Genomic DNA, 24,639 nt, shown 5'->3' on the forward strand with positions numbered 1-24,639 from the left:
TTCCATCCGTTCCGGCTTTTAAACGGTCGGAGAATTTCCGCGCCAAGCTCGTAATTGACTGCCGGTGTCAAATTGAACCCGCGAGTACAGTCGTTCATCGGCTAGCTGGGCCGAAAACTTCCGAGCGAACGGTCGCGAACCGGAAAATCTCCATACAATCCGGCCTTTGGACCCGATTTCTGCGATTGGAAGGGGAAACCTCCCCCTATTATCGATCATGCACGGCAATTGGCGCGATCTGATCGAAATAAGCGGAGATTTTCCGGTTCACGGGTCTAGGTTGGTCATTCCGTTCGCGATAAAGGGAGCATTTCCTGTTCGAATGGCAGTTCCACACGAGTTCACGCTTGATTCCCGCCACCTTAATTAAAAATCCGCGCCAACGCCTCCAGCATGTCGGCTTATTAAACAAACACCTCGGTTTTTTGCCTTCTGGCGGCAACGGACGTCCGGCATAATCAAGATATAGCGAGAAAGCGCTGCGATTCGGCGGCGCCGGCCCTGCAACCGCGAAAGGAGACGTCGTCTGATGAGAAGACTGAGAGAGAACGATCACCTGGTCGGCTATGTGTTCTCTGCCCCGTTCATAGTGGGCTTTCTGATCTTTATCCTGTACCCGATCGCCAGCTCCCTGTACTATTCGTTCACCGACTACACGATGCTCGGAGCGCCGAACTGGATCGGGTTCGACAACTACCGCGAGATGTTCATGGACGACGATAAATTCGCCAAATCCGTTTCGGTCACTTTCGTCTACGTCATCGCCAGCGTGCCGCTGCGCCTCGCCTTCGCGCTGCTGGTCGCCAGCATTCTGAACCGGGCGGTGTCGGGCGTCGGCTTGTACCGGTCCGCCTACTACTTGCCCTCGCTCATCGGCGGCAGCGTCGCCGTGTCGATCATGTGGTCGCAAGTATTCGGCAGCGACGGCCTGGTCAACTCCGTGCTCGGCCTGTTCGGGGTTCACGCCGACAAGAACTATGTCGGCTCGCCGGGGACCGCCATCTGGACGCTGATCGCCCTGTCGGTCTGGCAGTTCGGTTCGTCGATGCTGATCTTCCTGGCCGGGCTCAAAAACATCCCCCCCTCCTACTACGAAGCCGCCAGCGTCGACGGGGCGAACGGGTTCCACCGTTTTTTCCGCATTACGCTGCCGCTGCTCAGCCCGATCATCCTGTTCAACCTGATCATGCAGACGATCTCGGCGTTCATGACGTTCACGCCGGCCTACATTCTCTCCCAAGGCGACGGCCGCCCCGTGGACGAGATGCTGCTTTACTCGCTGTACCTGTACCGCAAAGCATTCGAGTTCTCCAGCATGGGCTTCGCCTCCGCCATGGCTTGGGTGATGCTCGCGGTCATCGGCCTGCTGACGCTGGTCATTTTCCAATCGTCGCGCTATTGGGTCCATTACGAATCGAAGGGGGAAGGCTGACATGACCTATGCGAACCGGAAAATGAGAACGCTGCTCTACCACCTGATCGTCGGATTGCTCGCGCTGGTCATGATCTACCCGATCCTCTGGATGGCGATGAGCTCGCTGAAGCCGAACGGGGAAATTTTTACGACGGCTTACAGCCTTATCCCGAGCAAATTCGCCTGGTCCAACTACTCCACCGGCTGGAAAGGCTTCGGCGGCAACACGTTCTCGACGTTCTACAAAAATTCGCTCTTTCTCGTCGTCATCTCCACCTTCGGCGCGGTCGCCAGCTCCGCTCTCGTCGCTTACGGCTTCGCCCGCGTATCCTACTTCGGCAAATCGATCTGGTTCGGCGCCATGATGATGACGATGATGCTGCCGCGCGACGTCACGATGATCCCGCAGTACATTCTGTTCTCGAAGCTCGGCTGGCTCGCTTCCTTCAAGCCGCTCATCGTGCCGCAGTTTCTCGGAACGCCGTTCTTCATCTTCCTGATCATGCAGTTCATCCGCACGATTCCGAGCGAGCTGGACGAGGCCGCCAAGATCGACGGATGCAGCAAGTACGGCATCTTTTTTCGGGTCGTCCTCCCGCTCATTACGCCGGCGCTCGTCACCTCGACGATCTTCGCCTTCTATTGGAACTGGGACGACTTCATCAACCCGCTGCTGTACTTGAACAACCCCAAGCTGTACCCGGTGTCGCTCGCGCTGAAGCTGTTCCTCGACGCCGACGCCGTCAACAACTGGGGCGGCCTGTTCGCGATGTCGACGCTGTCGCTCATCCCGGTGTTCCTCGTCTTCTTCCTGTTCCAGAAGTACATTGTGGAAGGAATCAGCACGACGGGTTTGAAGGGGTAAGATTGGATGGTGCTGATTATGTGGGGCCTGGGAGTGCTACTCCCAGGCCACTTTTCGCTGCTACCGACGTTTCATCGCCAATGTGAGTAATCCGGTTACTCTCTTTCGCGTATCCCGACGTTTCATCGCCAATGTGAGTAATCTGGTTACTCTCTTTCGCCCATCTCGACGTTTCCCCGCCAATGTGAGTAATCTGCTTGCTCTCTTCTGCCCATCTCGACGTTTCCCCGCCAATGTGAGTAATCTGGTTACTCTCTTTCGCCCATCTCGACGTTTCCCCGCCATTGTGAGTAATCTGGTTACTTTCTTCACTCATCCCCTTGTGCGGGGAAAAGCCAGGACATATCCCATTCTTCTGCCAGTTGGTGAAGGATCGGGAAGCAAGTACCTTTTCGGCTAATGCCTGCATGTAAGTGATGGCCGTTGGACTGCTGATCCCCAATTCTCTTGCAACTTCGGAAGGAGTCATCTTCTCCCCCTCAAACGACAAGGCGAAGTGAAGGATCGCCCGTTCATACACGTTGAGCGGAGTCTTTCTTCCGGCTTCGACCGCCAGCTGTCCCCACTTGGCCAAAGACAAAAGCAAAGTTTGTTGGCAGCGCAGCGGCTTCTCCATAATCCCGTCATAGGAGAAGCGGAGCATCTTCCAGCCGGCGATCAGCAGCAAATTCTGCCGCTCCAGGTCGCCGTCGAACTGCCAGCGGCTGATATCGCGCCAGTGGGGACCGAAGCCGTCCGCTTCGATCACCACCCCAAGCCGATGCGAAGGCTGATAAACGTAATCGGCGAACGGTTGCCCGAACGCAAATCCTGGATCTCGAATTCGGGATGCAGCCCCTCCAAACTGCCGAGAGCCGGCCACAGCACGCGGGCCGCCAGCATTTTCTCCGCATGGCCGTGCTTCTCTAATAATCTGCGCTTCCGTTCGCCTCGGCTCATCGCCAGCGCGTTCTCCATCATCTGCGAATAAGCCAGTTCGAAAGCCGCGTCCGGCTTGGACTTTGCCGATGGGTCCGGGTAGGTCGTTTCTTTGTCGCCGCTTGACCGCTTGAGCGTTCTTGTCCGATCGTTCATCTGCAGATCGCGCCTCCTCCGTCCAAGCAAAAAAGCCGCCCGTCCGGATCGTACCGGAGTCGAGCGGCCTGCGCTTCAGGACCGAATTTGTCATCTCACCCAAAAGAATAGCATGTACGAACGTAAAACGTCCAGCCGGAACAAAGACCGGGAGTCCTGACTGGCTTTATCGCCTTCGCGAAGGACGGTGAAGGTGAAGGTGGCAAGGTCGGAAGAAGATGCGGATGACATAAAGGCAATCCCTTTATTCAACGGCCGGTTCGAAGGTTTGGACGACCTCGTACATGCCGGGTTCGAACTTGGCGATGGTCAAGGCTTCCTGCAGAAAGGGAAGAGGCCTGGGGTCCTTCCGCATCGCTTCGTAATCTTCCGCGCTTCTCCATTGGGCATACATGGTCACTTTGGTCCCATCCATGCTTCGATGGAGACTGCACGAGACGAATCCGGGAGCGTATCGGACAGAGACTTCCGTCGCTTGAGTAAGCAACTCGATCAGACGTTCCTGATTTTCGGGAGCGACCGTAAATACATTGATCAGAGTAACAACGCGATGGCTCGCGGAAATATCCGTCATCTGAATAACTCCTTAATGGACTCCGTCTGCTTGCTTAGCCTTGGCAGCGAGTCATCCTTTCATGCATGCTCCATCTCATCGAACATGCGCGATACGGCCGAGTCCAATTCTCTGGATTCAAAGTCGGTCGAGACGCTCAGCGCCTCCCAAAGCTTCGTCTCGGCCAACTTGCCGGTGTCCACCGCGTTCGCGATCGCGACGGCATCGCTTCCGAGCAGCAAGCGAAGCGGCGGGTTTTCCTCATTCACGATCTTCAGGATCGCTTGAGCCGCTTTATCCGGATCGCCGTTCTCCTTGCCGGTTGTATCGCGCGCATACTTTAACAGACTTCCGACCGTTTCTTTATACTCGTCGCGAGGCTCGATGTGCTGCATGGAGGAGCCCGCCCAATCGGTACGGAAGCCGCCCGGTTCGATCAATGTAACCTTCAAGCCCAGCGGGACCACTTCTTTGGACAGCACCTCGGAAAATCCCTCCACCGCCCATTTCGCCGTTTGATACGCTCCAAGACCCGGTGCGCCGGTTCGGCCGCCGATCGAAGAAAATTGCAGGATGTGGCCGTGTCCCTGTTCTCTGAGCAGCGGCAATGCGGCTTTCGTTACGTTAATGACGCCCCAGAGGTTCGTCTCCAATTGAGCGCGGAAGTCTTCCATCGGCGTCTCTTCAATGGAGGAGATGTTGCCGTAGCCTGCGTTATTCACAAGGACATCCAATCGTCCGAACGTATCGAAAGCGGCCTTGATGGCTGCTTCGGCCTGGTCGTAACGATTGACGTCCAGCTGTACGATATGAACCCGGCTCCCGTAGCGATCCGCAAGATCGGCTATCTGTTCGGTTTTGCGAGCCGTTGCGACGAGTTGATCGCCACTCGCCAGTACCGCTTCCGCAAGACTGCGGCCGAAACCTCGGGAGCTTCCTGTAATCAGCCAAACCTTCGACATCTTCCTATGCGCCTCCTCAAAAATAAGTTTGGAACATTCATTCCAATGTCAGTATAGACCCTCTACGTCACTTCGTCAAGAAAAATCGGAATATACATTCCAAATTCATATCACTCACTATACCATTTTTTATATTTAAACGCATATTCACGCCGATTTGTTAGAACGTTTACTCCAGATAGGAATAAACAATTCATGATGATTAGAATAAATATTCCAATTCTCAAATAAAATCGACCCGCCAGAGAACCACTTTTCAAAGTGTCTTCTGACGGGTCGCCGTTTCCGCGAACTTCCAAAGGGATTGTTCTTTACACGAGGATGGCTTTCCAGGACGCCTCCAGCATCTGCTGAATCTGAATTTCATTTAAAGGATACTTCTCTACATAATAGCCTTTCAAAACAGATGAAATAATGCCGTGAATGAGCTGATGGCAGAAATGAGAATCCATCTCTTTAATGACCCCGTGCTTCTGCCCTTCGACAATCAAGGAAAGAACAACTTCAACGGAATGGCGGGGATCGTCCATGTTCCGCAGCTCGGGCGAAATATACGGAGAATAGGAGAAGCTGTCGATGAACAGGAACTCTTTGGGAAAATCAATCCCAAACCTCAGCCTGTTCAACTGAAGGCACTTGAAGCGCTCGTAAAGGCTGGCTTCGGGATCGTAACCCTGCATCAGGTATTCCCCCATGTGCAGCCGCGCCTCTTTATAGACGGCATTCACCAGTTCTTCTTTATTGGCAAAATAGTTATAGATCGTGCCGGACCCTACGTTTGCCCTTTTAAACAATTTGGAGAAGGTAACCGATTGGAGCCCCTCTTCATGAATCAAGTCGAGCGTGGCAGCCATTATATCTTGTTTCTTGCTCATCTACTCCACCTCTCGAGACTAACATTAGTACGGGCCGAAGGCAGAAGTCAAGAATCTCCGCCTTTTTGACGGCCTGGCTACGTAAATATCCTTGTCCTTTTCGGATGAGGATATAAGTCCCGTCAGAATCGGGGATCGGATTCGAGCCGGTTATCGGCGAGCCCCGTCCCCGCGTTCCATCCGCTCGAAGATGCGGACGATCTTATCGATCGCGTAGTCCAGATCGTTCAGATCCTCTTCGGAAAGGGCGGCGATTCGGCCGGTGAACGCGCGGTAGAACTCTCCCCAATGCCGAGTCACGATGTCTTTCCCCTTGTCGGTCAGCAAGAGCAATACCGCCCGCCTGTCGATCGGGTCCGGATTTTTGCTTACATACCCAGCTTCCTCAAGCTTCATGATAAGGGGAGTCAGCTGCTGCTTGGAGATCCGGATGCTGTTCGCCAGACGCGTAACGGAGATGCCCGCCTCCGTCTGGGCCAGTTCCTCCAGAATATGCTGCTGAAGATGAGTCAGGCTCGTCTGGCCGGCCTCCGGATTGTTTTTCAGAGCCGTCTTGTCCATACGGTTATAGACCAGCGGAAGGAAGCGAATAAAGTTTTCGGCGATTTTCTGGGTTTGATCTTTCAAATTAGTCAACATCCCTTTATTATTCATTCGATTTATTTGACATAAAGTAAACAAATATTTATCATTTTGATATCATGAACATTATTATCTTACTATCTATCGTTCCTTCATGCAGCGCCGTTCGCAGAAAAAAGCATTCGGGAGGAGACACGGATGACTTCTTCGCTTCTCACATTCGGGATTTACCCGCTGAGCCCGGCCGGCACCCCGACCGGCTTGGCCGTCGGTCCGGAAGACGACTACGCCAAGATCGCGGACGCTCTTCGGGAGCTCCGGGGCGACTCGCGCGCGTTATCTCCGCGGAACTATCTGGTGTTTACGAAGCCCGATTCGGAGCCCGGCTTGTTCAAGTTCGCCGACCGGCTCCTTCACGGCGGTTTGCTCGGGGATCTGACGATTGGCTGGCACCAGATGGGAGAGGCGGATATTGGAATGGAGGCTTGGCTTGCGTTCGTTCGCCAAGTCGTCCGAACGTACGGTTCCCATCTATCCTCCCTGCAGATTACGAACGAGCCGAACTTGTCGTTCATGGAAGGCGCAAAGCCTTACGCGCGCCAAGCCCTGATCGCAGGGGTGATCGCGGCCAAACAAGAGATGTCCTCCCTCGGACTTCAGGTTCCGATCGGATTCGGCTCCGTGCCGGAAAGCCCCGTGTCGGTTCCGGGCTTCTGGGAAGGCCTGGCCGAAGAAGGCGGCAAGACGTTCGCGGATTCGGTCGACTTCGTCGGCCATAATTTCTACGTGGACGTATTCGAGGAGGAGCCGCTTGACTTGAACGAAATTCCCGCGGCCGTGGAAAGGACTCTTCGGCAGCTGAGGGAAGATCATCTAACCGCGGCCGGAATTTCCGCTTCCGTTCCGATCCGGGTGACGGAGAACGGGTGGCCTACCGGACAGAACCCTTTTACCCTATGGGAGAGATCGTACGAACGGCAGGCGAGCGTCCTGGAAGCGGTGATCCGCGCCGTATTCGGTCTGCGAGAAGAGCTCCATATCAGCCACTACGAGCTGTTCGGCCTTCGGGATGCGGATAGCGGCAAGCAGGATCTCTTCCATCAGTACGGCATTCTGCGGGACGACTACACGCCGAAGCCCGCTTTTGAAGTCTTTAAGCGCTTGATTCGGGAATTGGGGCGGTAAACGATAGGCGAACGCGAACGAAACAAACAACCCCCGGAGAGCTCACGCTCCCCGGGGGTTGTTCCCGCTCCTATTTCAAGATCTCATCCTGTGTCGCCTTCTGCTCCTTCACGATCTGGAAAATGTCTTCCGGCATCAGCGCCGTATCTTTGTTCGCGGTGTACCATTCCTGATAGAACGCATCGATCTTCGCGCCGTTGTATTTGGTCCAGAGGGCTTGGATTTCGCTTATGGCTTTATCCGGCGTATAGCTTGCGCCGCCTACAATCGCCTTCGTAACCAGATTGCCAATTTCGGTGGATCCGTTCTGGGAATCGACCAGCAAGTCTTGCGGAACGGTCGGCATGTGCTCGGAGTGCGTCAGACCGGGCCACTTGGCTCCTTGATCGATCATGCTGTAAAAGATATTCATGCTCTCTTTAAATTTGTCCTTCGCGAGCTTCTCATCCGGCTTATCGGGATTAAAGCTGCTTGCAATGAACGAGCATTTGCCGCCGCTGGTGACAGAGAAAATCATATCGTAGTCCTGTCCCACGTAACCAAGCTCCGTTTTGTTTTTCTCCTGATCGATCGTATTCGGACACCCGCTCTGTCCTTCTTGCCAATGCACGCCTTCCAGACCGTTCGTCAGCGTTCTTCCGGTTTCGGGTTTAGACAGGAAGTCGATATATTCCATAACCGCCTTCGGATCTTTGGCATTGCGGTTCACCACCGCCGTCAGTTGAACCGGATTGTTGATCCAGTTGATGAATTGACCGTTGGGGGATTTCGGATAGGGCATCATTTCGAGATCCGCTCCCGGCGCGTTTGTCTTCAGCGTAGCGTAATCCGTGACCCACAGACGGTTCCACAGACTATAGGAGCTCGCCTGCACAAAGTAGATTCCCGTCTTGCCGTTGAGGAAATCTTGACGAGCCTTGGCACCGTTGTTGTCTGTAATATAATCCTTATCGATAACGCCTTCATCGTATAAACGTTTGAGAAAATCAATGTAGAACTTGTAGCCGTCCCATGTCCGGACCAACTGGCCGTTCTCGATGTTATAGGAGCCACCCCCGCCGAATATATCCAGCAGCCCCGGACCTACGTTAAGGCCATATGTATCCTTTTGCCCATTGCCATCCGGATCCTGCTCGGCGAATGCCTTCGCCACCTGATAAAGCTCTTCGGTTGTCTTCGGAGCCGTCAATTTCAACTTATCCAGCCAATCCTGGCGGATGACGGCAATGTTCTGAGGAATCGCCTCATTTATTTTTCCGAACTCGTACATCTTGCCGTCCGACTTGGTAGCCACCTGCTTCAGAATCGGATTTTCATCCAGCACTTTCTTGTAAGTCGTGCTGTACTGGTTGATCATATCGTCGAGAGGCATCAGCTGTTTCTGCTCGTACAGAGGGTTCTTGATGTTCGGATCAAACTCGAAGATCAGATCGGGCGCGCTGCCGGAGGCAAATAGCGTATTCAGCTTTTGCTTCGACTCTGTACGCGGAACCGCCGTAAACTTCACGTTCGTCGGACCGTTCTCGTTAATCCATTTGGTCCAGCGGTTGTTCTCCATCGTCCCTTCGGATGCCGCAATTAATCCGCGGTCGTAGATCGTTGCGCTGATCGTCGGTTTCTTGCCGCTTCCGCTGTCGCCGGACGGCCCGCTATTCTCCGCATGGTCGCTATGGCTGCAGGCAGCCAGCATTCCGATCAAGGCTACAGACGCACCGGCTAACATGACGTTTCTCTTGGACATCTTCATGTACGCAATCCTCCATCGTCGATTGTAAACTTACCCTTTCACAGACCCCAGCATGACGCCTTTTACGAAATATTTCTGTAGGAACGGGTAGATCAGAACCATCGGCAGGATCAGAACGATAATACCGGCCGATCGGATGCCCTCTGGCACTAACAGCATCGCCTGGGAATCGTTGACGAGCGCTTCGGTCAAGAGAGACTGGCTCGCGATCATTTGCTGAATCAATACCGTGATCGTATATTTTTCAGTCGAATTGATATAAATCAGTACATTCATGAAGCTGTTCCAATAGCCTACGCCATAGAACAAGATTAACGTTGCCATAACCGGCATGGACAAAGGAAGAATGATCCGGAACAGCAAGGTCCATTCTTTGCAGCCGTCGATCCGCGCCGCCTCTTCGATCTCCGGCTCCATGCTCTCAAAGTAGGAACGCATAATGAGCATATTATACGTGCTGACCGCTCCCGGCAGCCAAATCGCCCAATACGAGTCGATCAGCCCCAGACTCTTCACAACCAGATAAGTCGGAATCAAGCCGCCCGTAAAAACCATCGTGAAGAGCAGCAGCAGCGTAAAAGTTCTTCTGCCGTAAAAATAACCTTTTGACAGCGGATAAGCCGCACAAATGGTAAAAACCATCGAAATGATAACTCCGCCAACCGTCATCACAACCCCGTTCCACAGCGACGCGAGCACCCGCGTTCCTTCAAATAAGGCGGAGTAGCTCTGCAGAGTGGCATCGACGGGCCAAAGCAGCACTTTGCCCGTCTCCACGGCCTGCTTGCCGCTGAAGGAAACCGACAGAATGTTGATTACCGGCGCCAGACACGAGATGGAAATGAGCAGCAGGAGAAACGAAATCCCAATTCTTGTTATTCTATCCCCGGAGGATTCTCTCACCGTCGCTTCACCTCAGAACAAGTTGTTGTCGAACTTCTTGGCCATCCGATTCGCGCTCAGAATAAAGATAAAGGCGACAACCGATTCGAACAGGCCCAGAGCGGTCGTGATGCTGAATTGCCCCCCCTGAATGCCTAACGTGTAGATATAAGTGCTGATGACCTCCGAGATATTCGATACCATGGCATTGCGAAGGTTATAGATTTGATCGAAACCAACCTCTAAGACTCGTCCCATGGAGAGGATCAGCACCAGGATGATCGTGCCTCTAATCCCGGGCAAAGTAACATGCCAGGTCTGTTTCCGCTTGCTTGCCCCATCCATCGAAGCCGCTTCATAAAGGGCCGGTGAAATCGTCGTTAGAGCGGCCAGATAAATAATGGTGCCGAAGCCCATCTCCTTCCAAACCCCGGAACCTACGAAGATCGTTACCCAGGAGAAGGTTTTGTACAAGAATGGATACGGCTCGCCGTACTTCGATTCGATCCAGTGGTTCAGGAAACTGGATTCCATGGAGAACAAGGTCACCACCATGCCGCCCACGATAACCCAGGAGAAGAAATGCGGCAGATACACAACCGTCTGAACAAACCTTTTATACCCCGGCTTTCTCACGCTGTTAATCATAAGGGCCAGAATGATGGGGATCGGGAAGCCGACCGCCAGGTTCAGCACGCTGAGCCACAGCGTATTCCAGATGATTCGGATCGTTTTGTCATTGCTGAACAGCATATCAAAGTTTTTAAAACCTACCCAAGGGCTATGGAATACGCCATCAAAGAAGTTGTAGTTCTCAAAGGCGATGACAAGCCCGCCTATTGGCAAGTATCTAAAAATCAAGTAATATGCAAGAACCGGAGCAAACATCAACAGAAGAGGCACATTTTTCTTGAACAAAGCTTTCTTAGATGCTGATTTCAAGCTATTCCCCCTTTTCCAGTTACGGTTTGCTTTTGATCTGTAACTAGTGTATCCGTTTGCATAGGGTACTTCTTTAAATTTAATTGGGGGAATTTTAGCTTAAATTAGATCTTGTAAGGAGGCTTACTTTGACATGCCGTTTCATACCCGTAGCGTTGCCGTCAAGCTGATCCTCAGCCTGTCGCTCGTCGTCATCCTCACTTCCTCGATTACCGGAATCATGGTGTACCGGTCCAATCAGAAGCTGTTTCGAGAGGAAATCCGCAGCCAATTTCTGCAAAATAACAAGCAGGCTCTTCAGCGGATCAACCAGAATATTCGCGAGGTGGAACGAATCTCGCAGTCCATCGTTTTCCACCCGACCGTCGTTTCCATCTTAACGAATTCCTTGAAAACCGAAGATAAAGTCGAGCAGCTGCAGCTTATGTATGACATGGTCTCGCAAACGAGTCTGGATACGCCGCATATCCGGGCGATGTTCATCTACAATCTGCGCGGCGAAAGCTATTACAATGCGAATTTCGGGGCTATCTCCATGCTGGATCCGTCTGCACGCAGCATCATTAATCAAGAGCTTGAGGGGACCAACGGGGCGTTGACCTGGTTCCGCTTAAAGCTAGCAAGCTCGGCCGATCCAAGCGGCTACCGGTATATGATCATCGCCGCCCGTCAAATGAAGAGCACCTTCCAGGAAACGTACGGCACGCTTGTGCTGGTGCTCGATGAAGGCTTTTTCTCCGAGGTGATCGACGATATCGGCCAGAACGGCAGCATCGTCTATTTGCTTGACCGGAAGGACCGTCTCTTATTTAGCCAACGAAGCCAAGAGGATGCCGCCGAACCGAAGCCGGAGACGATTCCGCTGCAGCACGACGCGGGAGAACAGTCGTCCGTCGTTCAAGTTCCCGATCAAGGCAACTATCTGTTCGTCAAAAATATTTCCGATTCCGGCATCTTCAAGCTTGTCAGCGGCTTAGGACTGAATGCGCTCGACAAACGAAATGCCGATATTTTCAAAACGATCGCGATATCCGGCCTGTTCAGTATTCTGCTGACCAGTCTCCTGCTGACGATCATCAGCGCCAGGCTGCTTCGTCCTCTGGGGAATCTGGTGTCCGGAATGCGGCGGCTTCGCTCGGGTCAGATGCATGCCCGCGTCGAAGTGCGCTCCAAGGATGAACTCGCTTTTCTCGGAGAGTCGTTTAACGATATGGCCGATCATATTCAGAAGCTGATTGACGAGGTGCTGCTGAAGCAGCTGCGGGAGAAGGAAGCGGAGCTCAGGGCGATACAGGCACAGTTGAATCCGCACTTTCTGTACAATATATTGAACGAAATCTATTGGAAGCTGTATCTCCAGAATGCCAAGGAGACGGCCGGCATCATCCGGTCTCTCTCGAAAATCCTGCAGTATTCCCTGAAACCCATAGAGCAGCCGAGTACGCTGCGGGAGGAGCTCGAGCAGCTCCGAAGCTACATTAACATTCAGATGGAGCTGTTCCATCCGGACTTGGAGTTGGATATGCAAACGGACGAGCATTTGCTGTGCATGGAAATGCAAAGGCTGCTGCTGCAGCCGGCGGTCGAGAATGTTTTTGTCCATGCCTTTGCCGATAAAACAAAAGCGGACAAGAAGCTGCTGCGGATTCGCGTTTCTCGGGAGCAGGATCATCTGAGGGTGGATGTCACGGATAACGGCAAGGGAATCGAGCCGAATATGCTGCGCAAATTGGAGGCCAACGAGCGCGACATTCAGGGGAATCATCTGGGCATTCACAGCGCGGAGAGAAGAATCCAACTCGTGCATGGAGCTCCCTATGGCTTGCATTTCGAAAGCAGACCGGGTGCCGGAACAACCGTCAGCTTTATTCTACCGATCCGAAAGGAAGAATCCGCATGAAGGGCACCGTATTATTGGTAGAGGACCAGCCGAATTTCCGTGAGGGACTGAAAGTTTTCATCAATCAGAGCTCAAGAAACTGGACCGTCATCGGAGAAGCCGAGACCGGAGAAGAAGGCTGGCAGAGGACTCTTGAGCTGAAGCCCGACCTCATTCTGATGGATATTCACATGCCGGCGATGAACGGGATTGAGCTCGCGGAGCGCATACACGCGCATGGTCTGGATACGCTGTTCGTTATCATCACCGGCTTTCAGGACTTCCAATACGCACAGGCGGCTATTCGGTACGGAGCGACGGATTTCTTATTAAAGCCTTGCTCGGACGAGGATATTTCAAGCATACTCGACAGCGCCTTCAAGAGACTGAGGACGAAGCGCAAGGAGCGGCAGACCGCCAGGGAGCATCTGCTCCGCTCGATCTTGCTCAAGTATCAGATGAATCAGGAGCTGAAGTCCCATTTTCTCCGCCTGTTTGAAGGCAGCCGGCTATGGCTCGTTACGATGACGGATTATTTTCCGGAGGGCAAGAACTATGGTGCGGACGACCTGTACGTGCTGCAATACGGAATCTACAACATGATTCAGGAGCTGGCGGTAAGCGAGGATGCGGATGCCAAGCTGCTTATTCTGAAGGAAGACCAGTTCATCTTGTCGGTATCCTCCGCGCTTGGGGAAGCCTGCTGGAGAGAGCATGCGGAGCTTGCGGTACGCGAGTACTTAGGCATCGACATCGAGAGCGTACTGCTTGGACCAAGCACGGAGATCGATCGGCTGGTGTCGGCCTATAACGATTATAATGAGCAGCGAATGCGAACGGTAAAAACGCCACATGCCGAGGACGGAACAAATAAGCGCCAAGCGGTTGAAGCGGTAAAAAACGAAGTCATGTCGCTCATTATCTCCGGCGATCTTCAAGCCTTGCGCGACTACTTCGAGAAGGTTGGCGGACAAGCTGCCTCTCTTCCATTGACTGACGGCAAAATGCTTGTGATCAACCACGCCCTTGCGTTGAATCAGATCTCGGAGGTATTGGGGTTATTCGCCCGTCAGAGCAATCCGGCGGAGTCGCTGCTGCCAATCGTGGATCAACTTCCGGGGAGCGCGGAGCTAAGGAATTGGTTCAGAGCGGCCTGCCAGAATTTCGAGACCCGTCTGGACCGGTGGAAGCAGCGAGCCACCCCTTATATGAACAGCATTCAGCAAGCGATCGATTATATCGAAGAACATTACCTTGACAGCGAATTGTCCATCAAGCAAGTCGCCGAAAATATCCATCTGAACCCCAGCTACTTGAGTACGTTGTTCAAGAAAGAGACCGGCGAGACCTTCACCGGCTACGTTACCAAGCTGAAGCTGCAGAAGGCGCAGGTGCTGCTGCGCAATACGGACATGAAGATCTCGGAGATCTGCCAGACCGTCGGATTCGACGATTCCACCTATTTCTCCAGCGTGTTCAAAAAGCACTTTCACGTCTCGCCAAGCGAATTCCGGCAGCATCGTTGAGGGACAAAAAAAGGAGCTGCCCCTAGGTCGCTTACGACCTTTTCGGACAGCCCCCTTTCGGTTTGTCGGGCCAATCTTATTTAAACTCCGGCAGCCAGTCTCCGTGCGCCTCGATCAGATCGTCGCACAGCGAGACGATGTCGTCGATCGACAGCTCGGCGGCCGTGTGCGGGTCGAGCAGCGCGGCATGGTAGATGTGCTCCTTCTTGCCGGTCATCGCCGCTTCGATCGTGAGCAGCTGCGTATTGATGTTCGTGCGGTTCAGCGCGGCGAGCTGCGGCGGCAGGTTGCCGACGTACGTCGGCGTCACGCCGGACCGGTCGACGAGACACGGAACCTCGACGCACGCTTCGCGGGGCAGGTTCGCGATCAGCCCTCCGGTGTTCATCACGTTGCCGCCGATCTTGAACGGCTTGTTCGTCTCCATCGCTTCGAAAATATACGAAGCGTACTCGTGCGACCGCTCGTGCGTCAGGTTGACGTTGTTCACCATGCTCTCCCGCATCTCCGCCCACCGGTTGATCTGGTTGACGCAGCGGCGCGGATATTCGTCCAGCGGAATGTTGAACCGCTCGATCAGCTCCGGATAGTTCTTCTTGATGAAGTACGGATGGTACTCGGCGTTGTGCTCGGAAGACTCGGTGATATAATAGCCGAACCGCAGCATCATCTCGAAGCGCACCATGTCCGGGTGCTTCTCCTTCTGCTTCTCGGCCGCGCGCCGCTTGATCTCCGGATACAGGTCGACGCCGTCCTTCGTCACTTCGAGCAGCCACGCCATGTGGTTGATGCCGGCGATCTTCGACTGAACGCCCGTCTCGTCCATGTCGATCGCCTTGAACAGGTCGTGCACGCACACCTGGACGCTGTGGCACAGGCCGACCGTTTTTACGCCGCCGTAGGTGTTCATGACGTTCGTCAGCACGGCCATCGGGTTCGTGTAGTTCAGGAACCACGCGTCCGGACACACCTCGCGGATGTCGCGGGCGAAGTCCAGCATGACCGGAATCGTGCGCAGGTTGCGGAAAATGCCGCCGATCCCGAGCGTATCCGCGATCGTCTGGCGCAGGCCGTACTTCTTCGGCACTTCGAAGTCGGTGATGGTGCAGGGATCGTACCCGCCCACCTGGATGGCGTTCACGACGTACTTGGCGCCGCGCAGCGCCTCCTTGCGGTCGGTGTAGGCCACCACGCGGCATGTGCTGCCCGAGGTCCGCTTCAGGTTGTTCAGCATGTCCTCGGAATCTTTGAGCCGTACCGGGTCGATATCGAACAGCGCCAGCTCGAACTCTTGAAGCGCCGGCGTCAGCATGACGTCACCCAGGACATTTTTGGCGAAGACGGTGCTTCCCGCGCCAAGGAACGTAATTTTAGACATCGCAAGATCCTCCTGATTATCCGCTAGAATAAAGACTTTATGCGTCCTATAATAGAATAAAAGCGTTTGCGGACACATGGATGAATTTGTTCGTTATATGGAATTTTGTAGTCATCTGCGGATATCTGCGAAGAGTTGGAGAGGAGGAACCCCCTTGCGCGAATCGTTCACCGTTACGATGGTCCATCCGTCGCCCCGTCCCGGCGCGGCGCTCAGCATCCTGTTCGCCGGACAGTCGCAGACCGTGCCGGAGCACCGCATGGGGCCGCAGAAGGTGGATTACGTGCTGATCCATACCGTCATCGAGGGAACGGGCTGGTTCCGCTGCCGGGAGCGGCATTACGACCTGGGGCCGGGAGACAGCTTCGTCATCTTGCCTGGGGAGCTTTATACGTATCAGGCCGACGGGAAGGATCCGTGGCGATACCGGTGGATCGCCTTCCGCGGCGCGGAGGCGGACCGCTGGCTCGCTGCGGCGGGAATCGACGCGGAGCGGCCGATCGTGAAGGGCGGACACGAAACGGCGCTCCGGGCGATGACCGCCGTGGAGCGCTGCTTCCGCGAGAAAGAGTGGACCGCGGACTGGGAAGCGGAAGGCTGGCTGCGGCTCGCCTTCTCGGCCTGGGCCGGGGCGAACCGGCCCGCGGGGCCGCCCACCGCCGCCACGGCCAAGAGCGTCGCGGCGGCCGAGGCCGACCGCGCCGCCCGCTGGCTGCAGGCGCAGGCTGCCGGCCCCGTCACGATCGCGCGGATGGCGCGGGAGCTCGGGTATCACCGGACGCACCTGACCAAGCTTTTTCACGCCGAGATGGGGATGTCGCCGATCCGCTATCTGCAGCAGCTGAGGATGGAGCGGGCCAAGACGCTGCTCTTGGAGCCGCTGCGAATCGAGGAGGTCGCGCTGTCTGTCGGCTATGCCGATCCGCTCTACTTCTCCAAGTCGTTCAGGAAGTGGGTCGGCTGCACGCCGACGGAGTACCGGCAAGGGCTCGGCCGGACTTGATCCTTCTTACAATCCTTCGGAGCGTAAGCGCTGGCCGCCGTCGACCTCCAGCACCGTCCCCGTGACGAACGAATTGCCGATCAGATAGCAGATCGACTGGGCCAGATCCTCCGGCTCGCCGACCCGGCCGACCGGGATTTGGCCGGCGTACTGCCGGAAAGCGGCCGCGCGCTGCTCTTCGGGCATCCAATTCCACCAGGCGGTGTTAACGATGCCCGGCGAGACGGCATTGACCCGGAGCGGAGCCAATTCCAGCGCCAGATTCGGCACCATCGCTTCGAGCGCGGCGTTGATGGCCGCGAGACCGGAGAGACCGGGAGCGGCCCGGCGGGCGGAGATCGCGGTGATGAACGTGAGGGAGCCGGCCGGATTCAGCGTCTTCAGGCTGGCTTGCGCGCAAAGAAGCTGCGGCCAGAACTTCGCTTCGAAGCCGCCTCTCAGATCGTCCAGGGGCAGGTCGCGGAAGCCGCCCGCCCCCTTCGCTCCGGAGAGGGACAGAACCAAATGATCGAAGCTTCCCTGCCGCTCGAAGAAAGCTTGCACCGCTTCCGGCGACGAAGCGTCCAGCGTCTCTCCCTCGGCGCCGGCTCCGAGCGTCGCGAGCGCTTCATCGAGCTTCTTCCCGTCGCGCCCCGCGACGACGACGGACGCTCCGGCTTCGAGCAGCATGCGCGCGGCGGCCAGCCCCATGCCGGACGTGCCTCCCACGATAATGACGCGTTGACCGCGAATCGATTCGAACATAAGTATGCGCCTCCTCAAGGGTGGATTTCTTTTCCTGAATCGATTATAATACTTTACGTAACGTAATGTAAATAATCAATTTTAAAAAAAGGAGACTTTCCATATGGTCGCAAAAAGCACCGGCACATCCGGCGGCCCCGGACGGCCCCGCAGTCAGGAAGCGTGGGAAGCCGTCATGAAGGCCGTCGACGCGCTGCTTGAGACGCAAGGCTATCGCCGGCTGACGATGGAAGCCATCGCCAAGGAGGCGGGCGTCGGCAAGCCGACTTTGTACCGGTGGTGGCCCAACGCCCCGTCCATCGTTATCGAAGCGCTTCTGAGGAAGGCCGACGACGGCATCGGACTTCCGGACACCGGCTCGCTGCGGAACGATCTGATCTCGTACGTTACGGAAACCTGCCGGATCCTGGCGGGCCCGACCGGGGAGATCGTGGCCCGGCTTATGGCGGAGACCCAGTTCGATGCGGAATTCGCGGATACCTTCCGGCAGAAGTTCATCTATGTTCGCCGCGAGGCGCTCGCCTCCCTGCTGCGCCGCGGCGCCGAACGAGGGGAAATTCCGACGAACGCCGATCTCGAGTGGCTGGCCGATCTGTGTTACGGCCCGATCTGGTATCGGCTGCTGAACCGCCACGCCGAGCTGGACGACGCGTTCGCGAGCCGGATCGTCGACCTTCTGCTTCTCGGCGCGCGAACGCCCGCCGATTGAGGCCGGCGGGCGTTCCAGAAAAACGCTATTGGTAAGTGACTTGCGCGGCGAGCGGGTGCGAGCTCGGAATGACGTGGTAATACGTCACGCCCGGCACGAACGGCAGTTCTTTGCCGTCCTTCATCAGACGAACGATGTCGCCCTTCTTGCGCTGCCACGTGCAGGCGATGACATGGCCCTGCTGGAACAGCAGCGCGTCCCCGCCGCTGTACAGGTCAATGTCCAGACGGCCGTAGTCGTCGTAGATTTTATGCTTCGCGGAGATGAACACGAGATTGGCGGCGGTCAGCTGCTCGTTGTTGTTCTTGTCGATGTGAGGCTCGCCGTTGACCGATCTCAAGTACAGTCCCTTGGAAGCGTCGTACGCATACGACACTTTGTAGCTGGACAGCTCGAACTTCGCTTCGACGCTCGTCGCCGCCGGCTCGGAATCCAGATGGGGCTGCGCATCGAAGTACAGCGACGGTTCGGGAGCCGTCTCGTCGAACTTGCGCTTCTGCGCCCCTTCGCGGAGCTTGTCCAGCGTGGAGTATAGATTGTGCGGCGCTTTGCGGGATTTGTCCCGGTAGAAGTAAGCGCCGGCGTTGTTGATCTCGTCCATGTCGGCCTTGCCCGAGTGCTGCAGCAGCGCGAGCGCGTCGTTGCTCGCTCCCGCGTGCACCAGAATGCCGCCGTACGTCTCCCCGATGTCGATCAGATAGGGGCGGATGCTGCGGATCGGGCCGACCGGATCGGCAAAGTTCCGGCTCTGGAAAATCGCGACCAATCGCGTAATGCCGCCCTCGGCCAGCACCTCCCAGACGGTGTCGGCATGGGTCAGGCCCGATTGGGGCCGGGCTTCGCTGAAGTTGTTGATCATAATGGCAAGCGGACGCTGCGTGACGCTCTCCTCCACCGGCAAGCCGGTCAGCGGCGCAAGGAAGGATGCGGTCGGCGTCGCGGACGCGCTGGCCGAAGGCGATGCGGGCAAGCTCGGCACGGACGTCACGGGGTCGGCCGTCGCCGGCTCGTTCCCGCCGCTGCCGCCGCAGCCGGCCAAGGCCGTCAGGGCGGACGCCAGCGCGAGCGCGGCGGCGGTTCGCCTCATGCGGGCCGGAATCGTGGGCATGGTCTCCAAATCCTCCGTCGGCATTTTTTCCCTGTTAGGATGTGCTCCTCCTATTAAAACATATCCGGGAACCGCTTGTCTCGGGCAGAGCGTTCCCGGACGCGAAAAAGCCGCCCGCAGCGGACGGCAAAACGACGATTGATTCTCCGATACTCCCCGGTTCAGATGCTCCAGTGATGCCACTCCTGCTGGCGCTGCTCATACCCCGTCAGCCAGTCGGCCGTTGCCTGTAGCAGCTCCTTCTTGTGCTCGCCGCTCGAATACGTATGATCCGCCTGGAACAGCACGACTTTGTCGCAGCGTCCTTCGCCGCGCATCCAGAACGTTTTCTCCAGCAGGAACGTGTAGTCGACGGGAATCGTCTCGTCCCCCGTTCCGTGCACGAGCAGCACGTCGCCCGAGAACTTCTGCGTTTCCTGGAACGGCTGATGGCGGAGTAGCGAGTCGAAGAAGTCGGGCGTCAGCGAGTAGCCCAGATAGTCGGCGGTCCCTTTGGTGACGGCCGTATCGTAAACGGACCGGCCGACGATGCGGACGATATCGTTAAAAGGATAGGCGACCGGCGACCAAAGCGCGAGCGATTTGACGCGGCGGTCGCGGACGGCGGTCAGCAGGGCAACCGCTCCGCCAAGGCTGTGGCCGAGCAGCGTCACGCGCAGCGGGTCGACCAGATCCAGCGCCAAGCCGTAGTCGATGACGGAGCGCGTCTGCGCGATCATCGAGTCGAGCCCGTGCTCGCCGTAGACGCCTTCGCTGTCCCCGCAGCCCGCGAAGTCGAAGCGGATGACGAGATGGCCTTTGGAGGCCAGTTCCCGGGCCGCCAGCACGAACAGCCGGTCGACGCCGATGCGGTTGCCGACGAAGCCGTGGGCGATGATGACCAGCGGCCATTTGCGGTCGCACCGGGCCGCCGTGCCCTCCGGGTAGTGAATCGTCGCGGCAAGCGACAGGTTGTCGTGGCGAATCGTAAGCGAATGGATCATGGCCGGCCCTCCATTTTCGTTAATTCCGATTGAATTAATATGAATTAATCCTATCATCCGCGCGCCGCCCTGTCAACGGATTTCGCCCCCCTCTCCCGAGAATGGCCGATAGAATATCGAGAACATGGGTATCCTACCCATAGCGGCAACGATTCATCCACGCCAAGCGCGCGGTCCGCTTCGGTTCGGCCGCCGTCGTGCACGCGTTTCGACCGTTCGATCATTCTGCCCGGAGGTGAACCCGCTTGGCTGCATTCGTCCATTGGCTATCCCATCACGTGTTGACCACGATACTGATCATCGGGACGCTGCTGGCTGTCGGCTACGTGATCGCCAACCGCCAGAACCTGTTCTGGAAAGAGTGACGGCTCCGAACGCGGAAACCGAAGCCGTACCAGGGGATTCCGTCCCACGAGTTTACGGCAACGCGTGCCGCTATCGGCTCCGGCGAGATTCCAGCTCGCGGGTTTTGCGGCATCGAGGCCGCTATCGGCTTCGATCAGTTCGCGGGTTTTACGGCATCGAGTGCCGTTTCCGGCACGGCGAGCAGCGGCCCGGGGTTTTCCGGCACGTCGAGTCTAGCAGCATCCGGGCTCGTTCGAGTCCCCATCGCTAACGAAACCTCACGATCTTATTCAGCGAAAACAAAGCCGGTTTGCGCTCTAACGAAACGGAGGACGCTTATTCGCCCATTTTCTCCGGCAACCAGCCCTCATCGGCCCAGATAAGGTCTACTCGTTTCGTTACGTTTGGCCCAACCTTGATTTTGCCGGTATAGCGTCTCTGAGTTTCGTTAGCGTGAACGCTCGCTTCCGCACTTCCAAGCCCGACAAAAAAACCGCCGGCAAAGCTCCCGTCCCATTCCGTCCGGGGAGCCTTGCGGCGGTTTTATTGCGTATCATTGCTTGTAGTTGCATTGCGTTGTCGTTGCGACGCTTTGCATTACATTGCGTTGCTCTTTAGCCGCGACACGGCGCCTGCGGCGCCAGCGCCTTCGCTGCGATGTCCGTGCGATTTTGCTTGCCCTGGAAGCGGATCTTGTCGGCCGCGGCATAGGCCTTGTCCCGCGCCGCCGCGATGTCCGCGCCGAGCCCGACGACGCCGAGCACCCGCCCGCCGTTCGTCACGATCCGGCCGTCTTTTTCCGCCGTACCGGCATGAAAAACGAGCGCGTCTCCCGCGTCCTCCAGCCCTTCGATCGGAATCCCCTTCGGATACGAGCCCGGATAGCCTTCCGAAGCCAGAATGACGCATACCGCCGCTTCGTCGCTCCAAGAGATGTCGATCTCGTTCAAGCGTCCGTTGAGGGACGCGAGGAAGATGTCGACGAGGTCGGTCTGCAAGCGCGGCAGTACGACCTGAGTCTCCGGGTCTCCGAAACGGGCGTTGAATTCGATCGTCTTCGGTCCGTCTTTGGTAATCATGAGTCCGGCGAAGAGAACGCCGCGGAACGGCCGGCCTTCGGCCACCATCGCGCGGGCCGTCGGCTTGACGATGTTCTCGATCGCGTCGTCGATGATCGACTGGGGAATGTGCGGCAGCGGCGAATACGTGCCCATGCCGCCGGTATTCGGCCCTTTGTCGCCGTCGAAAATCGGCTTGTGATCCTGCGCCGCCGGCATCGGACGCACCGTCTCGCCGTCGACGAACGCCAGAATCGACATTTCCTGTCCTTCGAGGAACTCCTCGATGACAACCTTTTCTCCGGCCGCGCCGAACGCCTTGCCCACCATCGTGTCCGCGAGCGCCTTCTCCGCTTCCTCGCGCGTGAAGCATACCGTGACGCCCTTGCCCGCGGCCAGGCCGTCCGCCTTGACGACGATCGGCACCGGCTGCGAATTCAGATACGCAAGCGCCGACTCATAATCCGTGAACGTCTCGTATTTGGCGGTCGGGATGTCGTACTTTTTGAGCAGGTTTTTCATGAAAATCTTGCTGCCCTCGATCTCCGCCGCGTTCTTGCGGGGACCGTACACCGGCACCCGCTTCGCCGCGAACGCGTCGACGATTCCCGCCGCCAGCGGATCGTCCGGGCCGACGACGACCAGGTCGATCGCGTTGTCGAGCGCGAACTGAACGAGCTCGTCGAACTTGAATTCGTCCAGGTCGACCAGCTCCGCGAGCTGCGCGATGCCCGCATTGCCCGGCGCGCAGTACACCTGCTTGACCTTCTCGCTTCGCTTCAGCGCCCAGACGATCGCGTGCTCCCGGCCGCCGCGTCCGATGACAAGTATGCGCACGTTGCCAGCTCCCCCTTTAAACTTCCTTGTTGATGACCGTCAGAGACGCGGTTCCGTCCCCGATACGGATCGTCTTGACGAGCAAGGAAATCTTGTTGTCCTCATTCAGCAGATCCCAGTAGAACCGCGCCGTCTCTTGCTCGTCGTCGAACAGCGGCGCCAGCTGCGGCTCGCCCGCGAACGAAGGAAGCGGATTGCCGTCTCCCACGTACGTCGAGATGAAGTGGCCGTAGCCTGCGATCGCTTTTTCATAGTGGAAAAATTGCCGCTTCGTCTGCGACTCGTCGTTCTCGTTCGACTTGAGGATGGACAGCTTGTAGGCGTTCTGCCGGTCGTTCAAGTCGACGAGCCCCGAGATGCGCGGCGTGAAGTTCGGCGGATCCGGCTCATAGGTACGGGTCGCGAGCGCCTGCTCGAACGTGCTTCCTTGCTTCAGCGCCTCCCAAATCGTGTCGGTCTGGTCGCCGTTCGTCACGATATGGGCGCCGCCTTCATGCCGCAGCGGATAGTAAATGATGAGCGAAGGATCGGACAGCTTTGCGGGATCGCGCGCCTCCGTCCGGAGGAATCCGTTCTCCTCAGGCACGAAAATCCGGTTGCGGCTGTTCTCGCTTCTGCCCATGATCCAATACACTTGTAAGTATCGCGTCGCGTCCGGCGTCAGCCCGATGACGATTCCGCGGCCCGGGTACGCGTTCTCCTTCAAGGTCTGTACGGTACGATCCGCCAGCTCCTGCCAATTCGCAGCCATGTTCGTCGCCCCTTCCTCAGTGATGGAACAGGCGCACGCCGGAGTACACCATCACCATGCCGTAATCGTTCGCAGCTTGCACCACTTCTTCGTCCCGCAGCGAGCTGCCGGCTTGGATCACATACTTCACGCCGCTGCGGCTTGCGCGATCGAGGTTGTCGCGGAACGGCAGGAAAGCGTCGGAGCCGTACGAGACGCCGGCAAGGCCGTGCAGCCATTCGCGTTTCTCCTCGCGCGTCAGCCGCGCGGGCACTTCCTCGAAGCAGCTCTCCCAAGCCGCCTGCTCGACCGGCGTGACCTCGTCCTCAAGCCACAGGTCGATGGCGTTGTTCTGCTCGGCCCGCGCCAGCCCTTCGCGGAACTTCATGTTCAGCGCGGCCGGATGCTGGCGGAGATACCAGCGGTCCGCCTTGTCGCCGGCGAGGCGCGTGCAGTGAATGCGGGACTGCTGGCCCGCGCCGATGCCGATCGTCTGGCCGTCCAGCGCGTAGCAGATGGAGTTGGATTGCGTGTATTTGAGCGTGATGAGCGCCACGAGCAGGTCGCGCTTCGCGCTGTCCGGCAGCTCCTTGTTCTCCGTTACGATCTTGTCGAATACCGAAGCGTCAGGCACCGCGTTGTTGCGCTCCTGCTGCAGCTTCAAGCCGAACAGCGTGCGGGTCTCGATCGGGTCCGGGACGTACTCCGGATCGATCTGCAGAATGAGGTACTTGCCGCCCTTCTTCTGCTTCAGGATGTCGAGCGCTTCCGGCGTGTAGCCCGGCGCGACGACGAGGTCGGACACCTCGCGCTTGAGCAGCAGCGCGGTCGACGCGTCCACGACGTCACTCAGCGCGGCGGCGTCGCCGAAGGAGGACATGCGGTCGGCTCCGCGGGCCCGCGCATAGGCGGTTGCCAGCGGCGAAAGCTCCATGCCGTCGACGAAATAAGCTTTCGCCAATTCCGGCGTAAACGGCACGGATACCGCCGCGCCGGCCGGGCTTACGTGCTTGAAGGACGCCGCAGCCGGCAGGCCGGTCGCCTGGCGCAGCTCGCGCACGAGCTGGAACGCGTTCAGGGCGTCCAGCAGATTGATGAAGCCGGGATCGCCGTTCACGACGGTCAGCGGCAGCGGCTTGCCGTCCTCGGAAAATAGCTTCGCTTCCTTCTGGTGCGGGTTCATGCCGTATCGCAGCGCGATTTCGTTCTTTTCGCTCATCGGTTTATCCTCGTCCCTTCCCTGTATCGGTCGTCGCCC

General features: G+C 57.1%; 23 protein-coding genes. 7 read left to right on the forward strand and 16 right to left on the reverse strand.

Annotated features, from left to right (window positions below; all coding sequences use genetic code 11):
- The first annotated feature begins 529 nt into the window (after nucleotides 1–529).
- Both H7C18_RS09775 and H7C18_RS09780 read left to right on the forward strand, forming a co-directional pair.
- The gene (locus H7C18_RS09775) at nucleotides 530–1,432 is read left to right on the forward strand and encodes a carbohydrate ABC transporter permease (protein WP_185128870.1); all 903 of its coding nucleotides are present in this window, start codon (nucleotides 530–532) and stop codon (nucleotides 1,430–1,432) included.
- A gap of 1 nt (nucleotide 1,433) precedes the next feature.
- A complete protein-coding gene (locus H7C18_RS09780) occupies nucleotides 1,434–2,279 on the forward strand; it encodes a carbohydrate ABC transporter permease (protein WP_185128871.1) in 846 nt (281 codons plus the stop codon).
- Nucleotides 2,280–2,295: 16 nt separating this feature from the next.
- Here H7C18_RS09780 and H7C18_RS09785 read toward each other — a convergent pair whose 3' ends face one another.
- From H7C18_RS09785 to H7C18_RS09810, 6 genes are all read right to left on the reverse strand, one after another.
- Entirely contained in the window at nucleotides 2,296–3,030 is a 735-nt protein-coding gene (locus H7C18_RS09785) for a hypothetical protein (protein ID WP_185128872.1), read from the reverse strand.
- Nucleotides 3,024–3,353 (reverse strand): hypothetical protein, encoded by a 330-nt coding sequence (locus H7C18_RS09790; protein ID WP_185128873.1) that lies wholly within the window; start codon nucleotides 3,351–3,353, stop codon nucleotides 3,024–3,026. Before H7C18_RS09790 ends, H7C18_RS09785 begins: the two co-directional genes overlap by 7 nt.
- Before the next feature lie 244 nt (nucleotides 3,354–3,597).
- Nucleotides 3,598–3,927, reverse strand: a complete 330-nt coding sequence (locus tag H7C18_RS09795; protein WP_185128874.1) for an antibiotic biosynthesis monooxygenase family protein — start codon at nucleotides 3,925–3,927, stop codon at nucleotides 3,598–3,600.
- A 59-nt stretch (nucleotides 3,928–3,986) separates the two neighbouring features.
- Nucleotides 3,987–4,868, reverse strand: a complete 882-nt coding sequence (locus tag H7C18_RS09800; protein WP_185128875.1) for an oxidoreductase — start codon at nucleotides 4,866–4,868, stop codon at nucleotides 3,987–3,989.
- A 311-nt stretch (nucleotides 4,869–5,179) separates the two neighbouring features.
- The gene (locus H7C18_RS09805; RefSeq protein ID WP_185128876.1) at nucleotides 5,180–5,743 is read right to left on the reverse strand and encodes a TetR/AcrR family transcriptional regulator; all 564 of its coding nucleotides are present in this window, start codon (nucleotides 5,741–5,743) and stop codon (nucleotides 5,180–5,182) included.
- A gap of 150 nt (nucleotides 5,744–5,893) precedes the next feature.
- Entirely contained in the window at nucleotides 5,894–6,370 is a 477-nt protein-coding gene (locus H7C18_RS09810; protein ID WP_238357606.1) for a MarR family winged helix-turn-helix transcriptional regulator, read from the reverse strand.
- A 153-nt stretch (nucleotides 6,371–6,523) separates the two neighbouring features.
- Between H7C18_RS09810 and H7C18_RS09815 the strand changes: the two genes are divergently transcribed.
- Entirely contained in the window at nucleotides 6,524–7,510 is a 987-nt protein-coding gene (locus H7C18_RS09815; protein WP_185128878.1) for a hypothetical protein, read from the forward strand.
- A gap of 70 nt (nucleotides 7,511–7,580) precedes the next feature.
- Here H7C18_RS09815 and H7C18_RS09820 read toward each other — a convergent pair whose 3' ends face one another.
- The 3 genes from H7C18_RS09820 to H7C18_RS09830 are packed head-to-tail and all read right to left on the reverse strand — an operon-like array spanning nucleotide 7,581 to nucleotide 11,081.
- Nucleotides 7,581–9,257, reverse strand: coding sequence for an extracellular solute-binding protein (locus tag H7C18_RS09820; protein ID WP_185128879.1), 1,677 nt, complete (start codon nucleotides 9,255–9,257; stop codon nucleotides 7,581–7,583).
- Nucleotides 9,258–9,287: 30 nt separating this feature from the next.
- Entirely contained in the window at nucleotides 9,288–10,160 is an 873-nt protein-coding gene (locus H7C18_RS09825; protein ID WP_185128880.1) for an ABC transporter permease subunit, read from the reverse strand.
- A gap of 12 nt (nucleotides 10,161–10,172) precedes the next feature.
- Entirely contained in the window at nucleotides 10,173–11,081 is a 909-nt protein-coding gene (locus H7C18_RS09830) for an ABC transporter permease (protein WP_185128881.1), read from the reverse strand.
- Between the two features lie 133 nt (nucleotides 11,082–11,214).
- Here H7C18_RS09830 and H7C18_RS09835 point away from each other — a divergent pair, with 133 nt between their 5' ends.
- A complete protein-coding gene (locus H7C18_RS09835; protein ID WP_185128882.1) occupies nucleotides 11,215–12,981 on the forward strand; it encodes a cache domain-containing sensor histidine kinase in 1,767 nt (588 codons plus the stop codon).
- Nucleotides 12,978–14,486, forward strand: a complete 1,509-nt coding sequence (locus H7C18_RS09840; protein ID WP_185128883.1) for a response regulator transcription factor — start codon at nucleotides 12,978–12,980, stop codon at nucleotides 14,484–14,486. Before H7C18_RS09835 ends, H7C18_RS09840 begins: the two co-directional genes overlap by 4 nt.
- Nucleotides 14,487–14,562: 76 nt before the next feature.
- Here the strand turns inward: H7C18_RS09840 and melA are convergent, their stop codons facing one another.
- The gene (melA, locus tag H7C18_RS09845; protein WP_185128884.1) at nucleotides 14,563–15,864 is read right to left on the reverse strand and encodes an alpha-glucosidase/alpha-galactosidase; all 1,302 of its coding nucleotides are present in this window, start codon (nucleotides 15,862–15,864) and stop codon (nucleotides 14,563–14,565) included.
- Nucleotides 15,865–16,018: 154 nt separating this feature from the next.
- On the opposite strand from melA, the gene H7C18_RS09850 reads away from it, so the two are divergent.
- Nucleotides 16,019–16,867 carry an AraC family transcriptional regulator gene (locus tag H7C18_RS09850; RefSeq protein ID WP_238357607.1) on the forward strand — a complete coding sequence of 283 codons (849 nt, stop codon included), beginning with the start codon at nucleotides 16,019–16,021 and terminating at the stop codon, nucleotides 16,865–16,867.
- Nucleotides 16,868–16,873: 6 nt separating this feature from the next.
- Here H7C18_RS09850 and H7C18_RS09855 read toward each other — a convergent pair whose 3' ends face one another.
- Entirely contained in the window at nucleotides 16,874–17,611 is a 738-nt protein-coding gene (locus tag H7C18_RS09855; protein WP_185128885.1) for an SDR family oxidoreductase, read from the reverse strand.
- A 103-nt stretch (nucleotides 17,612–17,714) separates the two neighbouring features.
- Here H7C18_RS09855 and H7C18_RS09860 point away from each other — a divergent pair, with 103 nt between their 5' ends.
- Nucleotides 17,715–18,320 carry a TetR/AcrR family transcriptional regulator gene (locus H7C18_RS09860; RefSeq protein WP_185128886.1) on the forward strand — a complete coding sequence of 202 codons (606 nt, stop codon included), beginning with the start codon at nucleotides 17,715–17,717 and terminating at the stop codon, nucleotides 18,318–18,320.
- 25 nt (nucleotides 18,321–18,345) lie between these two features.
- Here H7C18_RS09860 and H7C18_RS09865 read toward each other — a convergent pair whose 3' ends face one another.
- From H7C18_RS09865 to H7C18_RS09885, 5 genes are all read right to left on the reverse strand, one after another.
- Nucleotides 18,346–19,428: a DUF3048 domain-containing protein gene (locus H7C18_RS09865; RefSeq protein ID WP_185128887.1), complete on the reverse strand. Its 1,083-nt coding sequence runs from the start codon at nucleotides 19,426–19,428 to the stop codon at nucleotides 18,346–18,348.
- Nucleotides 19,429–19,589: 161 nt separating this feature from the next.
- On the reverse strand, nucleotides 19,590–20,411 hold the full coding sequence (locus H7C18_RS09870) for an alpha/beta hydrolase (RefSeq protein ID WP_185128888.1): 822 nt from the start codon (nucleotides 20,409–20,411) through the stop codon (nucleotides 19,590–19,592).
- A gap of 959 nt (nucleotides 20,412–21,370) precedes the next feature.
- Nucleotides 21,371–22,651 (reverse strand): phosphoribosylamine--glycine ligase, encoded by a 1,281-nt coding sequence (gene purD, locus H7C18_RS09875; protein WP_185128889.1) that lies wholly within the window; start codon nucleotides 22,649–22,651, stop codon nucleotides 21,371–21,373.
- 16 nt (nucleotides 22,652–22,667) lie between these two features.
- On the reverse strand, nucleotides 22,668–23,402 hold the full coding sequence (locus tag H7C18_RS09880) for an IMP cyclohydrolase (RefSeq protein ID WP_185128890.1): 735 nt from the start codon (nucleotides 23,400–23,402) through the stop codon (nucleotides 22,668–22,670).
- Nucleotides 23,403–23,418: 16 nt separating this feature from the next.
- Nucleotides 23,419–24,600, reverse strand: coding sequence for a phosphoribosylaminoimidazolecarboxamide formyltransferase (locus H7C18_RS09885; protein WP_185128891.1), 1,182 nt, complete (start codon nucleotides 24,598–24,600; stop codon nucleotides 23,419–23,421).
- Nucleotides 24,601–24,639 lie beyond the last annotated feature (39 nt).

The sequence above is a fragment of the Cohnella zeiphila genome (genome assembly GCF_014212055.1).
Classification (GTDB): domain Bacteria; phylum Bacillota; class Bacilli; order Paenibacillales; family Paenibacillaceae; genus Cohnella; species Cohnella zeiphila.